Genomic DNA, 15,802 nt, shown 5'->3' on the forward strand with positions numbered 1-15,802 from the left:
ACATAAGATTATATAGGCACCCGCGTATAAGAAATTTTTTAATCTACTTATTTTAGAATTGCATATTTAATCTCCAAATATTAAATAAATAGATATTTTAATATATTCATTGCTTCGTGCAATATGGTGTATTAAAGCGAGCATTTAATCTATACAAACATTAGTACCATGAAAACTAGGGAGGAAAGGATCTTTTATCGACGGTATAACACCGGTTATATAACCATAAAATTGTAAACTTTGCTCGCTACGAAATTTTTTAAATTTAATCAGATAGTTTTTACAAAATTGCTCTCAGGCTTAGCATCTTCTACATATTACTGACAAAATGTTCTCCAGATAATATCAATACAGCCCCGGTATCACTAATCACGTAGAAATTTTTCCCTATGGCCTAGCGCATAGTTAGTATTGCTTATGATAGTAATAGGCAACTGCGTTGAGGCTCACAGCTCTAAGACTAGAAAGGATTGGTAATTACGCAGTAAAATTCGTGATCTGTTAGTGTATGCACACTACATAAATAGATGATTAGCATACATGCATCATTTATGTGACGATCTTAGGCTACTCAAAATTAACACCTTGCTAAGAAAATTTCCGTTTAGTGTCCAGTAATTGTCTCAACGACTCAGTATTTATTGATGCACTCGCGTTATTGCGCTTATCCGAAATACACTGAAAACACAACGATTAATGTAGGATTTTATCTAGAAAATCTTTAGCGTGATCAGATTTTAGATGTTCGATGAAGTTTTCTTTGAAATTATCCTTAACGATTACTTCTCGATTTATAAAAATAACTCGATGCGCCATCTTTCTTGAAAAGCCAATTTCATGAGTTACGCACATTCTTGCCATCCCTTTGCATGCTAGTGCGATAATTACATCAAAGATTTTATTGGTCATCTCTAGATCAAGCGCTAAAGTCGGTTCATTGAACAGCATCTTAATCGGGTTCATCAATAAAGCTCGCAAAATTGACATGCGCTGCTACTGATTGCCGGATCACTGTATAAGATATTTATTAGCCCAGTACCTTTGAGCTAATACGATCGAGTGGCAATCGCCTAATTTTTCAATCTACCAAGCATCTTTATTTGCAAAAGTGTAAGATTCTCGGTGATCGATAAGTATTAGAGTGGTTCGAAATACTAAAATACCATCCCTATTTCTATAGGTAGTTTAAACAAATTTATTTTAGAATCAGCAACTGACTGCTCATTAATTCTAATTTTTCCCTTCTATTTTATTAGACTTTTTAATAGATATTTACTTATTGAGCTTGTCGGGCTATATATAACTAACACCTTGCTTTTTCTAACCTCCGTAGAACAATTTTCCAGCACCTGGAAAGTGCTATACTTTTGTGAAGAAAGCTTAACTTCACTATAAAAATTTATAAATCAATCAATTATATTAATAGTCTTCTAATCGTTTTGAAAAATATAAAAATTATATTGCATACAGGATATACTAAGACTTAAGTAAAAATATTACTTTTACTATACGCCATCCCCAGATAATGACCTAGATAATCTTCTCAAATACTCGCCGCTCTAAAATATGGAAAAATTAATCTTGTTAATACAGGATTCTTAATTGAGGAAACACGTTTAGGAGCTCAACAGCAGTATTGTGACCCTATAATGTCCGAAAAATAGAAGTTACATATCCTTCGCATTACTCTCAGTTTGCTGCACATCGATAATTAAACTGGTTTAAATAATAAATTATTTCTATTTAATGTGGTTTGATGGATGCTTTTATTTTAGACTTTATGAATAAAATCATCACGCTTAGTTTATATAAAATAAATACAAGTTTAACTAAGATGCTACATGCCTATAAAACGTAATAAACCACTCTGAGTACTATGATCATATATCGAGAAGACTTAATATTTAACGCTACGTCTAATTACTTAAAAGCTTTAAAAAAGTTGAAAGATCTTTAGTAATGTAGAAATATATAAGGTTAAGCTAACTCCGTAGAGAGTGCAGACTTAAGCCATCATAAATATTTTCAGAAACAGAATGATATCGAAAGAAATCTCACATACAGCAAAAAATATTTAAATTACATAATAATTAACAGTAGTAAAATTTCTGAGAGAATATGGTACCGGAATCTAAAATTTTATATTAATAGGATGTTTCAGAAAACTTTAATATAAACTAACCACATGCACGAGATAGTATTTGTTTATTCATTAATACTTTAATTAGCATGTGAAAAGCGCCAAAAATATTTTATAAAAAACAACATTATATTTATATATTCGGCATTAGCCGTTTAATCATATTTAGAAGCTTGCTAGTTAAGATTAGCGTCATGAAAATGTGCAAATTTAAATGATAACTTTATTATCTGACTTAACGTCGCAAACAAAATAAGGTAGCTCTTAGATATGGCACTTTTCCCTTAGTTTATATTACTAATAAATAATGCGATTTAGCAGATCTGCCCCCTATATTCATTGTGTTAATAGTGGGGGCAGAAACTTTTACGAACATTTATGTTGTGATATCTACCAGCATAATACAAGAACAGGGGGAAACGAATCTTCTAAGTATACCAGCGTAATCGCATCTAAATCGTGTACTTACTATGCTTTTCGCTTGAGTGGTCATGTAAACTAGCATAAATAATTATGATTTTTTTCGAAAAAATTTGTCATTTTAGCAGAATAGAAGTTAAAAGCATTAATATAAAAATTTTTCACGTTTGTGATTAAATCGCTTGCGCTGTTTTGCGCATACACAGTCATACTACTAGTAGCTAACTTTAATGATAGCAATAAAGAGCCAGAGATTTACAAATCATGGATATAGGCCGCGCATCTCACACGCCATTAGGATGCGTTTACACGCAATGATATAAGCCGCAGTACGGATAGATACAGTATGTTCCCGCGCAACTTGCCAAACACTAGCAAACGCCTCTCGCATTACATGCTTTAATCGTTGATTTATTTCATCTTCAGTCCAAAAGAAACTAGAAAAATCTTGAACCCATTCGAAGTAAGAGACTGTAACACCGCCGGCATTGGCAATCACGTCAGGAATCACTAGTATATTGTTTTCGCGCAGGATATCGTCAGCATTCGGCGTTGTTGGGCCATTTGCCCCTTCTATCACGATTTTTGTACGAATCCTCGACGCATTTTGCTCGTTAATTTGGCTTTCGAGCGCGGCAGGAATTAGAATATCGCTTTCAATACCCCAAAAATCGTCGTTGGCGAGCGACTCCGCACCGGAGAAGCCGGTTATGCCACCTTGCGCTGAAACATGCTCGAGTAATGCGTATACATTAATACCAGATGGTTTATAAATTGTGTCAGTATGGTCTTGGACTGCAACTACTTTCGCGCCTGCATCGACGAATAACTTTGCAGCAATTCCACCAACGTTTCCAAACCCTTGCACCACTACTCTCGCTGATGCAATATCTAATCCGATGTGCTGTGCTGCTTCGCAACCGACGGTAAATATCCCACGACCCGTCGCTTCTCGCCGGCCTAGAGATCCACCTAGCGAAACCGGCTTACCAGTTACAACGCCTGTTGCCGCTTGACCAATATTCATTGAGTACGTGTCCATCATCCACGCCATCACCTGCTCATCAGTATTAACGTCGCTTGCTGGAATATCGATGTTTGGCCCAATAATAATAGCGATCTCGCTCGTATACCGTCGCGTAACTCGTTCGAGTTCATTTCGCGAAAACTTACGTGGATCAATACGGATACCACCCTTCGCGCCTCCATACGGCATGTTAACTGCGGCATTTTTAATCGACATCCATGCGGAAAGCGCCATTACTTCGGATAGCGTTACATCTTGGTGATACCGCACGCCACCCTTTGCGGGTCCGCGTGCTGTATTGTGCTGAACTCGGTATCCCTCAAAATGCCCTGTCGTACCGTCGTCCATTTTAATGGGCACATCGACAATTAGAATGCGCTTGGGTCGCTTAAGTGTCTCAATCCATCGAGAAAGCGAACCTAAGTAGGGCGCTACACGATCAATTTGCTGTAAATAAGAGCCCCATGGACCCAAGGAATCGGCATGTAAATAGGAAGGAAGGGGGTGCTTAGAAGGCATTGATGAATTGTTCAAAACAGTTTGCTGCGCGGACATGAATGGTTCTCTTCGGTTAAATAGTCGCCACTATAAAAGTGGAGCAAGACTGAATCTAACGCGAATTATCATTCTCTATTTTTCTTGCAATAATGTGCAGTATCGTATCATTCTAGGCACGGGGCACGATAGCAGCATATTACCATTAGCTGCGACTGCATCCCTATATAACAAACGCGCTAGCTTGTTGCAATATAACCAAGTCTCTATTAAAAATAGCGTTAACTGGTTAACTATTGCACCCTTACAAAAGCCAGCCGAGCAGCGTGAGCTGCTTGGTCACTACTGAATGTCTAGTAGGAACTTGCTGTTATACCTAGTTAGTATTACTGCCTTAAGCTTATTGACTATATCGGTTTGTACACTCACTAGATAAATTTAATCAACTATACGGTTATACCTAACAGTATAGAAACACGTGATTACAGTATACCAGCTAATCATGATTAATTCCCGGCATAAATATGCTATTAGCATACAGAATCGGGTTCAACTGAAATAGGTTATCGTTAAGTCATAGTTACCTCACTTAGTGACAGTACTGTGTGCTATACGGGTTCAACGCAATTGAGCTCAATAAGGAAACTTAATTGTAGTAACTAACACTCGCTATAGATAATAATAAGTATTAGATAAGCTTCGTAATAAGCTGGCTTTATTAATCCTGCACCCGCAAGACACTTTCTTGCGCTATTTATGTAAACCCGTCAGATACTTATGTTGGATTACTGTAAAACTGCCGCCACTAAACATTAGGATATGTGACGCACAGATTTTCTATCTTCAATTTTATTGAACACCTCATTAGTAAAATATTTAGGCTTTAAATACTTTAGATTGTAGTCATGGCACAGCGCACATCATGATTGTAATGCTCAGCGGAAATCACGTCACTAATGCCTACATCTAGAACTTGTAACTACCCTAAAGAATATGAGCGTATGAGACTATTGCATAGCAGTATTAATAGCTACACTACACATAAAATATTATCAGCAGCTTAATTTAGTACTTTATCGTCAAAATAGATAATTGTTTTACTCCTGATCGCGTCCAGTAGCTGTATACCGGTGCAATTGGTCTAATGATATAATTATCACGATTAGAATGTTTCTATTAAGGTTAAAAAATAGGAAAATATTAAACACATGTGACTTTTGTGTGTATAAAGCAACATCTAAAGTAATAGATTTGCTCTGAGAGTATTGAGTGCATATTTGTTCTCAACAAACAGTTCGCATCATGCACTACTTTAGTATTACTAGTCACGACCTTATAGTTCAAATTAAAATCGCCAGTATGCTGCCGATATCGTCGTGAGTAAACCATTGTGTTGTCACAGTCATAGTAATTTTTTCAACTTTATCGCCCGATATTCATCAGTAATCTGCTCTACTACTATATAAATTTAGATTTTATCTAACACTCCATCTTTTGAGGAGGGGTAATATGATTTACTGTAATATAAAGTTAGCGAAGAGATCAAAGGCATCGAATATTGCCGATTTATAACGGGGCTAGTTTGTGATGCGATTGTGCGAGCACTGCTGGTTGTTATTTAGGTTAAAATAATTAACTGATATTTCCCGAGCGTGTCAATTCTCTTTTGAGTTAAATCAAACAATTTTATATCCGCAATAATCTAGTAGATGTTAGCTACGTATCGAATTTCATATCCGAAGAGATTGATATTTGCTATCCCAAAGCTTCTAGACTATCAGAAGAAAGCGCTGACTAACTATATCGGCTAGCGTCATTATGCTATACCTATCATTGACATACATTACTTTAACGTTGAGATGGATCTTAAATATCTCGGAGAGAGATTAGTTGCAGCAAAACAAATATGCTAGTCATTGTTTAAGAGAGGGTAGCTAGTAATCGGTAATCTGCCTAGATCATACTATCGTGATGCTAAATTGTCTTTTGACGTGGGAATGATTATTCTCTTTCTCATTCTTACCTATTTAGATTATACATTAGTTAAATGTCATTACGATGCCCTAGGCTCGTACAAATGCATCGCTATCAATGTTGCTACCATTATCGATGATTGCTTAGAATCATGTTCCTTAAGATTGAATAGTACATACTCTCAGACGCTAATACGACATTAAATATTAATTAATACTAACAGCATCACGTATACCATGGCGGGGTCTGCTACTATAATAATAGCGCCTGCTATCGGTAATTGAGACAATAATATTGTAATCTGGTAGAGGTACGGCTAGTATTTAACGAAACTTGTTAATAAGATATCCATTAATGTGCATAACGTATACGTGCGGCGCAGGTTTAAGTACTAAAATAGGCCCCGCGTTCTAGTAGAAGAGGCTGATCCATTAATATCTATATATAATCGGTAATATCTAAGTCTAGAGTTATAGTGAGTCCTATATGACAGTGATCATAATGGCTTTACGCCTACTTATCGCTAAATAAACTAATCCAATACCCACTCACTTTCTTGTATAATTAAGTGCGATGGCTTTAATTATTTCTCATTTACTTAATTAAACAGTCGGGTCAATTATTAATTGATTATGGCATCCTTTTCCCCGACTTCTAGGTTAGAAGTAACATTCAAAATCAACGCATGACTGACACATCTTTTCTACATGGCTATATAACCATGTCTACTATGCGTTTATTGTGACGAGCAATAAAACTTTTTTGTATAATTAGAGTTGACTAATCTGGAAATATTTTACAGACGATTGTACCGAGCAGTGCGATCATTAATCATTTAATCTAGCGTCCGCCCTCTTCCATATATTATGGACACTAAGTAATAAATATCTCTTAGCTTATAATCTAGTAATTTTAAATATTTTTTTGAATGCGGTTAAAAATTATTAATAATGCAGAATAAGTTGATAACAAACGAGAATTATACTCGCAAATTCTGTAAGGGAAGTAGCTCGACATTAACAGATATTTAGTATATATCACTCACCAAGTGAGGTTTTGAACGTAGTGCTACAGATCACGGGTATCCTGATATTACTACTCAAGACGAATCGCACATGCTTATAACGTCATTGTGGGAACAACACAAGCTTTTTTTATAACAAGCCAGCAGCGAAAGCCTATCAAGGCTAAATATTATTTTTTTCAACATGTGATGAGCTGTATATTGGTAAATATAAGATTTGTACTAATATTGTCTATTAAAGCGCATCAAACTGCCGCCGATCTAAAAGTTGCTACATCATATAATCAAAGCCGCAATAGCTCGCGCAGCATTGTCATTCCACCCAAAAGACAATGAATCGTATACACCACTGTAATACCTCATTTAACTCGCATCTAGTCGCCCCGGTAACTGTAGGATTGCATTACGATTTGATTCTGAAAAACAAAGTGCAGCGGCGTCTTGATAGGGCAGCCATGTATATGAGACGTGTTCACATGGCTCAAGTATGATGTCAACAGTTTCTGGCATGCAGAGGCTAAACCAGTGCTCGGTATTAAGTTTGACGCTAGACGCATAGCGATAACGCCATTGCGGGTAGATCCCATATTCAATAGAATGCCCCCAATCAAGAAGTACGTTAGTAGATATCTGCTCTGTATTCACTATAATGCCAGTTTCCTCGAAAACTTCGCGTTCTGCAGCTAATAGAAGCGGCTCATCAAAAGCGTTAATTGAACCGGTTACCGATTGCCAAAAATATGGGAAATCTGCGCGCTCGATCATTAATACATCAAGCATAACGGTATGAATTACCACTAATACCGACTTTGGTATCTTGAGCGGATAAGACATTAATAATCCTCGATGAGATCCGTGCTAGTATTTTCGAGCTTGGTACTCTGTAACCGAATATGCAAATCATGTAACTGGCAGTCATCTACTCGACTGGGAGCTTTCGTGAGAAGACACTGCGCACGCTGCGTCTTAGGGAATGCAATCACATCCCTAATAGAATCCACGCCAGCCATAATAGTAACAATCCGATCTAGACCAAAAGCAATACCACCATGCGGTGGAGCGCCATATTGCAATGCGTCTAAAAAAAACCCAAATTTCTCTCTAGCCTCCTCAGAACCGATCTTCATTATTTGGAATACTTGGTTTTGTACATCTTCACGATGAATGCGAATTGAACCACCGCCAATTTCCCATCCGTTCAGGACCATGTCGTACGCCTTTGCAAGGCAACGGCCGGGATCATCTTTTAGATATTTGAGGTATTCGTCTTTTGGGCTAGTAAACGGATGATGTGCAGCAACCCAGCGATTCTTCTTATCATCGAATTCGAACATTGGAAAATCTATAATCCATAACGGCTTCCAACCTTCCTCGAATAACCCGACAGCCCGCCCAAACTCTGAATGACCGATTTTTAATCGTAGAGCACTCAGACTGTCATTAACAATCTTAGAATGACCAGAACCGAAGAAAATGATATCGCTGTTCTGCGCGCCAGTGCGCTCTAGGATGGAAGCAATACACTCATTATGTAGATTCTTTATAATCGGGCTTTGCAGGCCGTCGCGTCCTTTATCTACTTGGTGAACGTTAATCCACGCAAGCCCTTTCATACCATAAACGCCTACAAAATTTGTATAGCTATCAATATCTCTGCGAGTTAACTCTGTCCCGCGTGGTACTCGTAACGCAGCCACGCGACCATTTTTCATATTCGCTGGTATACTAAATACTTTAAAATTGACATCTCTCATCACATCAGTTAACTCGGTGAACTCCAGCTTCACACGTAAGTCAGGCTTGTCTGAGCCGAATCGGTGCAATGCTTCCGCGCACCGAATAACCGGAAATGGATCGGTAAGCCGAACCTTAATCGTTGCCTGGAACACATGACGAATCATCGCCTCAAACAGATTACGGATTTCTTGTTCGTCTAAGAATGAAGTCTCACAGTCAATCTGTGTGAACTCTGGTTGCCGATCCGCTCGTAGATCTTCATCGCGAAAGCACTTTGTGATTTGATAATACCGGTCAAAATTCGCTACCATTAGCAGCTGCTTGAATAGCTGCGGCGACTGAGGCAATGCGAAAAACATCCCAGCGTTCATGCGTGACGGTACCAGATAGTCTCGCGCACCTTCTGGCGTGCTCTTCGTGAGCATCGGCGTTTCGATATCGATGAACCCCTGTTCATCAAGGTACTTGCGAGATTCCATCGCAACACGATATCGTAGACGTAGGTTACGCTGCATTTGAGGTCGGCGTAGGTCTAGCACGCGATGCATGAGACGTGCAATTTCCGACAAATTTTCGTCCTCTAGTTTCACCGGCGGCGTAATCGATTTATTCAGCACAATCAGTTCGTGGCACAGGACCTCGATCTGACCATTCATTAGATGTGTATTAAGAGCGCTTTCTGGGCGCTCTAGAACAATACCAACCACACGTACACAAAACTCATTCCGTAATCCCTCAGCGATCTTAAACATGTCCGGCCGATCTGGGTTACATACTACCTGGATTAACCCTTCACGATCTCTCAAATCAATGAAGATAACACCACCATGATCGCGGCGGCGATGCACCCAGCCACATAGCGATACAAATTGGCCTAGAAGTTTTTTGGTTACTAGACCGCAATATTCAGATCTCATTGACATAATACTCGTCTTTCATTCGTAATAATGAACATGGGATATGCTCGCAATAATTAGATTAGCAGATGCCTAAGCTAAAATTAGCGACCTTATCAAGTAGTTAGCTAGTTTTATACCTATTAATATGATCTATTTATTAATCCTCAGCCTTATTTAATGTGCGTAGCCTCATCAAACCCACGGAGTAGTCAGTACACACATAGACACCTATATAATGTCTAATTAAATATCGGGCCTATGCGCGGATATTTATATTTAAATAAAAACGTTTATAGCATACATTGCTGTTTTACAATGGCAGAGTACTAAATTACCCCTTCTTAATATAATTTCACAGATTTTCCTTCGAATTGCGGAGGTCCGACTCTAGGCCAGAGATATATATAGAATCTAATTAAATTGTTAGCTATCACGCATACATATATTACATGCCAAGATAATTAGTCTTAGAACCTATATAAAGTATGGATCTTGATTTTACAGATCGATATTCTATTAGAATTTATATAATAACCGCATCGGTACGATGCCATATCCCCTACACTACTCATACTAGGTTTCTTCATATTATTCTACCGTATGATTTACTGTTACCACTCACGCTAATGTCTTTAAAATCACTTATAAACTAGCACCAGACTTTTCCATCTAAGCTTGAGATACAGATACTTTCTACAGTGTCTTATAGACGTACGATAGACATCAACACAAAGGCTACTACGTTTGGGAATCTGAAGAGATCTATATAAATCGGTATTTCGCCATCATCTATAAAATATCTCACAAAATTATGGCTTATAATAACTTTGCTATTTTTAGGGTACTAAAGCTAGCTTATCTATTAGATCCTACATTAGATTTTACATTAGATAAACACCGACCACTGGCAGCAATCTACTAATAGATATCTGTTCACTTATTCGAACAACGGGTTTGGTATCACTTATAGTACTTATTATTTTGTCTTAAACAGTAGTCTTAATAAATGAAAAAAACACAATAAGAAATATCGTAGCCGTGCTTATATCGCCATTTAAACCAAGATACTCTCACTAGAATTTAGGATAGGGTACCCCTCATATACTTCATCGCAAGGTCTAGTCTGTAACCTTATTCAAGGACCCCGCGCTAGGAATCTTATGCTGCTCTTACAGTGCAAATTATTGCTTGAGATCTCATTGATATCTCTAGATATACAACCTAATATTACCCAGAGATGTTAGCCCGAATTGAGTTAGCAACATACCAACAGCGATCGCCACCCCAAATATTAGCAACCCCTGTATCAAACGGTTAGTCCGGCGCTGTTCGACAAGTATTTGCAACATCGTATCCTCGGTAAGATGATTATTATTTCTAGACAGCATCTGATGAATTAGGCGCGGTACTTGCGGCAGAGTCTTGCTCCATTGAGGGGATTCAATTTTTAGTCTCTCCATCCAACCGCGCCAGCCGATCTGATCATTCATCCAGCGCTCTAAATGCGGCTTAGCTGTCTTCCATAGATCAAGTTCTGGATCAAGAAGTCGGCCTAGACCCTCGACATTAAGCATCGTTTTTTGCAGTAGTACCAATTGCGGTTGAATTTCAACGTTAAAGCGCCGCGACGTTGAAAATAGTCGTATTAGCACTTGGCCAAGCGAAATATCCTTGAGAGCGCGCCCGAAATAGGGCTCGCACACTGCTCGGATCGCACCCTCTAATTCCTCAACCCGCGTATCTAAAGGAACCCACCCAGACTCTAAGTGCAACGTCGCAACCCGATGATAATCGCGTTTAAAAAACGCAAGGAAATTCTGTGCTAAATAGTTTTTATCGAAATCCGAGAGCGCACCGATAATCCCGAAGTCTAGAGCGATATAACGACCGAAATGATCTGGGTCTAAGCTTACCTGGATGTTACCGGGGTGCATATCGGCATGGAATAATCCATCTCTAAACACCTGTGTAAAAAATATTTCTACACCTTCCCGAGCAAGCTTCTGGATATTAACACCAGCTGAGCGTAGCTCCTCTACTTGGCTGATCGGCATTCCAGTCATCCGCTCCATCACGATTACCGTCGATGTGCAATACTCCCAGTATATTGCCGGTATTAGTAGTAAATCCAGCGTAGAAAAGTTGCGGCGCAGCTGACTCGCGTTTGCCGCCTCGCGTATCAAATCTAACTCGTCGTATAAGTGCTGAGCAAATTCAGCGATTACCTCGCAGGGTCGTAGTCTCTTACCGTCGATCCATAGTCGCTCTATCCAGAGTGCAATATCTCGCAATAAAGCGAGATCAGAATTAATTACCGGCAGTATATCGGGGCGTAGTACCTTGATTGCTACGGGTTTTCCAGCGTGCGTACCACTTTTGAGCCTCGCAAAGTGCACCTGCGCGATCGAAGCGCTTGCTATCGGTACTCGCTTGAATTCGTCGAATAGCACATCAACTGGCTGTCCTAACGAGTTTTCGATCAACGAAATCGCTACCGCAGAATCAAATGGCGGGACTTGATTCTGCAGCTTCGATAGTTCGATCGCAATATCTATTGGTAACAAGTCACACCGAGTGGATAGGACTTGGCCGAACTTCACGAAAATCGGCCCAAGGCTTTCTAATGCTAGACGTAGCCGCTTCGTACGAGGAATCGACATCAAGCGGCCAAACGTTATCATGCGTACCAGCAGCCTCACACGCCAGTCGATAATATAGTCGAACACTATTTCATCGAGTCCGAAGCGATAGACGGTAAATAATATTTTGAATAATCGAAGAATTTTCATGGGCGACCGAAGCAGTGCGAGTCGTCAGCTGCATTTAGGGGTGCTTTTATAGATAGCAAAACTATACTCGGGTGTCTTTTGACAATATATGCGACACACTTTTATATAAGCAAACATGGCGCATATACTCTGAAACTCAGATACTATGATATTTAGGTGCGGTAGTTTTTAGCACTCTGATCTGCATTTCAAACAAAATAGTAGACTTTACTAGTGCAGCTACCTTTACTAGTGCAGCTGCAACAAGGTTGGCAAGCTTAAGAAGTTGTGTGGAGCAACGACTGTACTATTGTCTCGAATAGCTAACTTGAGAGCAGCTAGAAATAAAACTAGCCGCGCAGTTTTCTATCGTACGAAGCAGGCACTTGCGTGCCCACCTTCGTGGATTAGCACTTAGTTCACAAGGGTCAATAGAGATTTAGCGGCAATAGTTATTGATAAGCGGCGCTCACTTGTTGAATAATATTCAACGCTTTTTCGACACTGCCCTCAGGCCCGATTGCAGTCAGGCAGTTGCTGAATGCCAGCTAGTACCCAGTTTTTACTGCTATGCAGATTTTGGCTGAAATTCCATATTTCAGAAACTTGCTCAGTCGTGCCACCCTGGACCTCACGCAGCAGACTACAGAACCGTACTGATGCAGTAAACTCATTGTTACCGCAATTTTCAACGCCTATCAGATCAGCCTTCAGCTGTACTATATCAGTGCGATTTTCGCCATTTCGTGCATAAAGATCTCGCTTAATCTCAGAGAACATTTCAGTCGTTGTAAACTCTCGGATATCGCTAAGATTACCAGTGTCCCAGGCTGCTTGCAACCGCAGGAACCCTGCCTTTGCTTCTCTTATAAATGCATCGACATTAAAATCAGTGGGCATTATAGAAATATTAAGAATGCTAGAGGAACCCGCGGCAGCGTACACCCCGCTATTAGGTTTAATGCTCGCCTGGTTCATACCTTCCGTCATAGAAAACTGTACTGGTGTTTTATATTGATCTAGTGATTCGTCGGAAGCTAGATTAAAGGTACTATGAGCATAGGCTGGAGTAGATCGCGCGTTTCGATTCGAAAACTTACGAAATAGCCATAGACCAGCGAATGCAACTAGGACAATAAGAACCGAATTGGTCAGCACGCTGACTAAGCCCCCTCCGAATCCAGATTGTGATAGTAAGGCTGCTAGCCCAAAACCAGCTGCTAATCCCGCAAGTGGGCTGAGCCAATCACGCTTGGGTGGAGGTGCTAAGGAATGTAGTGTTTGAGCATGGGGAGACGCCTGCGCACTTTGTGCTGGCGTGTTTAGTTGAATAGAAGGCTGCGCCTGTTGCTCGATATGAGACTGCCTTCCGATCGAGCGGCCGCTCCCTATACGCTTTGCTTCGGCACTACATGCGCTAAATAAACCGATAGCTAATAAGCTGGCTACCGCAATTGCTCCCAATCTAGGGCTTATAAGCGCACTGAAGAGCCGCGTAATAGAAGTTAGAAAATAGAAAAAATTACTGCGAGAATTGGAATAGGCTAACATCTGATTTCCTGGATGGGTTGCTAGTATTTGGCGGTGACATGCAGTGAAATAACACCATATATCAGATCGTAATATCTAACGTTGTCCAGTCCGACTGCCTCTATCATAGTTTTATCGCCTCCCGACCCGGATGCAGCCAAATCGATTCGGCCAGATACCGATTACTCTCCAGGGGTATGAGCTACTTTTTTGCCGAGCCGTGGTAGAAGTTTAAATAAACATATATTATATGTTTATTTAGCAGCTGATACACTTTAGAAAAATCTAGAATTAATAGCTGCTGCCTAGCATAAATGCGTAGCACACTCCAGCAAGAGCAACCTTCTAGTTAGTTATACATGCGGCCAAACGCGATATTTACTACGCTGAAGTAATAGTTTGAAAATAGCAATTTTCCGAATCGTCTAATATCGTAGGCATGTCTTGTTGGGCTACAGAACTAACTATTGATAGCAGCATGCTATACTATTCAGGACAACCTTGCTTTGGTTGAATAAACATTTTAGCCCAGCCGTCAGCATATTACCAATTAATTTAACATATTTCGGCCGAGGCGTATGCCGGATTTATTAATACCGAAGGTTTTCCACGGGGGGGTGGAGTTTATTCGTAGTTCGATAACTACAATAAGTTTTCTCTATAATAAAAGTTCCTTGCTTAAAAGGCGTGATATATACCGTAGTAATATGCGCAGCAATCCATGATTGTAAATAACATATGAGTAACTATGTTTATTAGCGCGGCTCGTTCACACTATCCCTGCAAAATAGACTGACTAGTATTCTTTAGAAGTTCGGGGAACATGTGGAAATCTTACATATAGATATTAGAACTGTGCCTGTCGAAAAATGCTAGCTGCTAGAGAATAGTGGAACTAGGCATTATTAAATGCATCTTAGGTAATATAAAACACGCCATGGATATGTGACTGATATAAGCTCTATATTACGTGATATACACGGATCGTTACCAGCATATCAAAAAAATTTAGCGATCGACAACGCAATTTTAGTATTGCTTAATACATAGCGAAAAGTAGAAACAATAAACAGTGTATAAAGTTTTAGAAAGTACCAAACATTGATTAGAGAATAGTATTTCTGTATTGGTAAGTAACTATCGTCCCGAGACGCACTGTTAAGCATGCCTTGATTTAGTAAGATCTGTATTTACCTGTAAAGAATAGGTAATATTACCATTAAAATAGCGTGTAAACTAGGTTTCTTCCTTTCAGAATAAATGCGGGGTAATCACCAAAGTCCTGCCTAATTGGCTACATTTTTGTCAATCTGGCTGTTAATAAATAACTATATTTATAGAATCTGTATTCTTAGTGAGCATGTAAAAAAGTTTGCACTTATAATACACGTGGCCTATGCTACGCTATTCAATTAATAATAAGGAAATAGTGAACTACCGTAGTTTATAACAAGCCTCTTCTAGAAAAATCTTAGTAGTGAAGTATTTTCACACTTGGTAGCCTAATGCATAGTTATTAGGATAGTTTCCATGCTATAGTCGTACTATCTAATAGTATATTTCTGGTGATCGAATTACAAATATCTACAAAATCAGGATTTAGAGATGATCTCTGTCATCTCATGATTACTCAAGTACCTCGAATCGTCTATAAAAAATTGGTCGCATAGAAACAACTTTCCTATGGGGCTTGAGCGAAATTGAGTAGTTCTACTACTCATATTATATGAGCCCATAGTGGTTACAGATTCAGTAAGTGCATAGTTATATTTTCTAATACTGGATTTA

The 15,802-nt window shown here is 39.2% G+C and carries 7 protein-coding genes; 1 reads left to right on the forward strand and 6 read right to left on the reverse strand.

Features of this window, described 5'->3' with window-relative positions:
- Positions 1–693: 693 nt before the first annotated feature.
- Both GKR41_RS03515 and GKR41_RS03520 read right to left on the reverse strand, forming a co-directional pair.
- On the reverse strand, positions 694–963 hold the full coding sequence (locus GKR41_RS03515) for an ATP-binding cassette domain-containing protein (protein ID WP_226809780.1): 270 nt from the start codon (positions 961–963) through the stop codon (positions 694–696).
- A 1,859-nt stretch (positions 964–2,822) separates the two neighbouring features.
- Complete coding sequence (locus GKR41_RS03520; RefSeq protein WP_226809781.1) at positions 2,823–4,106, reverse strand: Glu/Leu/Phe/Val family dehydrogenase; 1,284 nt, start codon at positions 4,104–4,106, stop codon at positions 2,823–2,825.
- A 34-nt stretch (positions 4,107–4,140) separates the two neighbouring features.
- Between GKR41_RS03520 and GKR41_RS03525 the strand changes: the two genes are divergently transcribed.
- On the forward strand, positions 4,141–4,431 hold the full coding sequence (locus GKR41_RS03525; RefSeq protein WP_226809782.1) for a hypothetical protein: 291 nt from the start codon (positions 4,141–4,143) through the stop codon (positions 4,429–4,431).
- A gap of 3,012 nt (positions 4,432–7,443) precedes the next feature.
- Here the strand turns inward: GKR41_RS03525 and nudB are convergent.
- The 4 genes from nudB to GKR41_RS03545 all read right to left on the reverse strand — a co-directional run bounded on the left by nudB (position 7,444) and on the right by GKR41_RS03545 (position 14,035).
- Positions 7,444–7,914 carry a dihydroneopterin triphosphate diphosphatase gene (gene nudB, locus GKR41_RS03530; protein ID WP_226809783.1) on the reverse strand — a complete coding sequence of 157 codons (471 nt, stop codon included), beginning with the start codon at positions 7,912–7,914 and terminating at the stop codon, positions 7,444–7,446.
- Positions 7,914–9,740, reverse strand: a complete 1,827-nt coding sequence (gene aspS, locus GKR41_RS03535; protein ID WP_226809784.1) for an aspartate--tRNA ligase — start codon at positions 9,738–9,740, stop codon at positions 7,914–7,916. Before aspS ends, nudB begins: the two co-directional genes overlap by 1 nt.
- Before the next feature lie 1,184 nt (positions 9,741–10,924).
- Positions 10,925–12,505, reverse strand: a complete 1,581-nt coding sequence (ubiB, locus tag GKR41_RS03540) for a ubiquinone biosynthesis regulatory protein kinase UbiB (RefSeq protein WP_226809785.1) — start codon at positions 12,503–12,505, stop codon at positions 10,925–10,927.
- Positions 12,506–12,994: 489 nt separating this feature from the next.
- Positions 12,995–14,035 (reverse strand): Tim44 domain-containing protein, encoded by a 1,041-nt coding sequence (locus GKR41_RS03545; protein WP_226809786.1) that lies wholly within the window; start codon positions 14,033–14,035, stop codon positions 12,995–12,997.
- Positions 14,036–15,802 lie beyond the last annotated feature (1,767 nt).

This window comes from Candidatus Vallotia laricis (assembly GCF_020541325.1).
GTDB lineage: Bacteria > Pseudomonadota > Gammaproteobacteria > Burkholderiales > Burkholderiaceae > Mycetohabitans > Mycetohabitans laricis.

Excerpts from the sequence above, each read along its gene's own strand:
- GKR41_RS03515 (WP_226809780.1), bottom strand. The coding sequence starts at position 963 with ATGAACCCGATTAAGATGCTGTTCAATGAACCGACTTTAGCGCTTGAT.
- aspS (WP_226809784.1), bottom strand. The coding sequence starts at position 9,740 with ATGTCAATGAGATCTGAATATTGCGGTCTAGTAACCAAAAAACTTCTA.
- GKR41_RS03520 (WP_226809781.1), bottom strand. The coding sequence starts at position 4,106 with ATGCCTTCTAAGCACCCCCTTCCTTCCTATTTACATGCCGATTCCTTG.
- ubiB (WP_226809785.1), bottom strand. The coding sequence starts at position 12,505 with ATGAAAATTCTTCGATTATTCAAAATATTATTTACCGTCTATCGCTTC.
- nudB (WP_226809783.1), bottom strand. The coding sequence starts at position 7,914 with ATGTCTTATCCGCTCAAGATACCAAAGTCGGTATTAGTGGTAATTCAT.
- GKR41_RS03545 (WP_226809786.1), bottom strand. The coding sequence starts at position 14,035 with ATGTTAGCCTATTCCAATTCTCGCAGTAATTTTTTCTATTTTCTAACT.
- GKR41_RS03525 (WP_226809782.1), top strand. The coding sequence starts at position 4,141 with ATGAATGGTTCTCTTCGGTTAAATAGTCGCCACTATAAAAGTGGAGCA.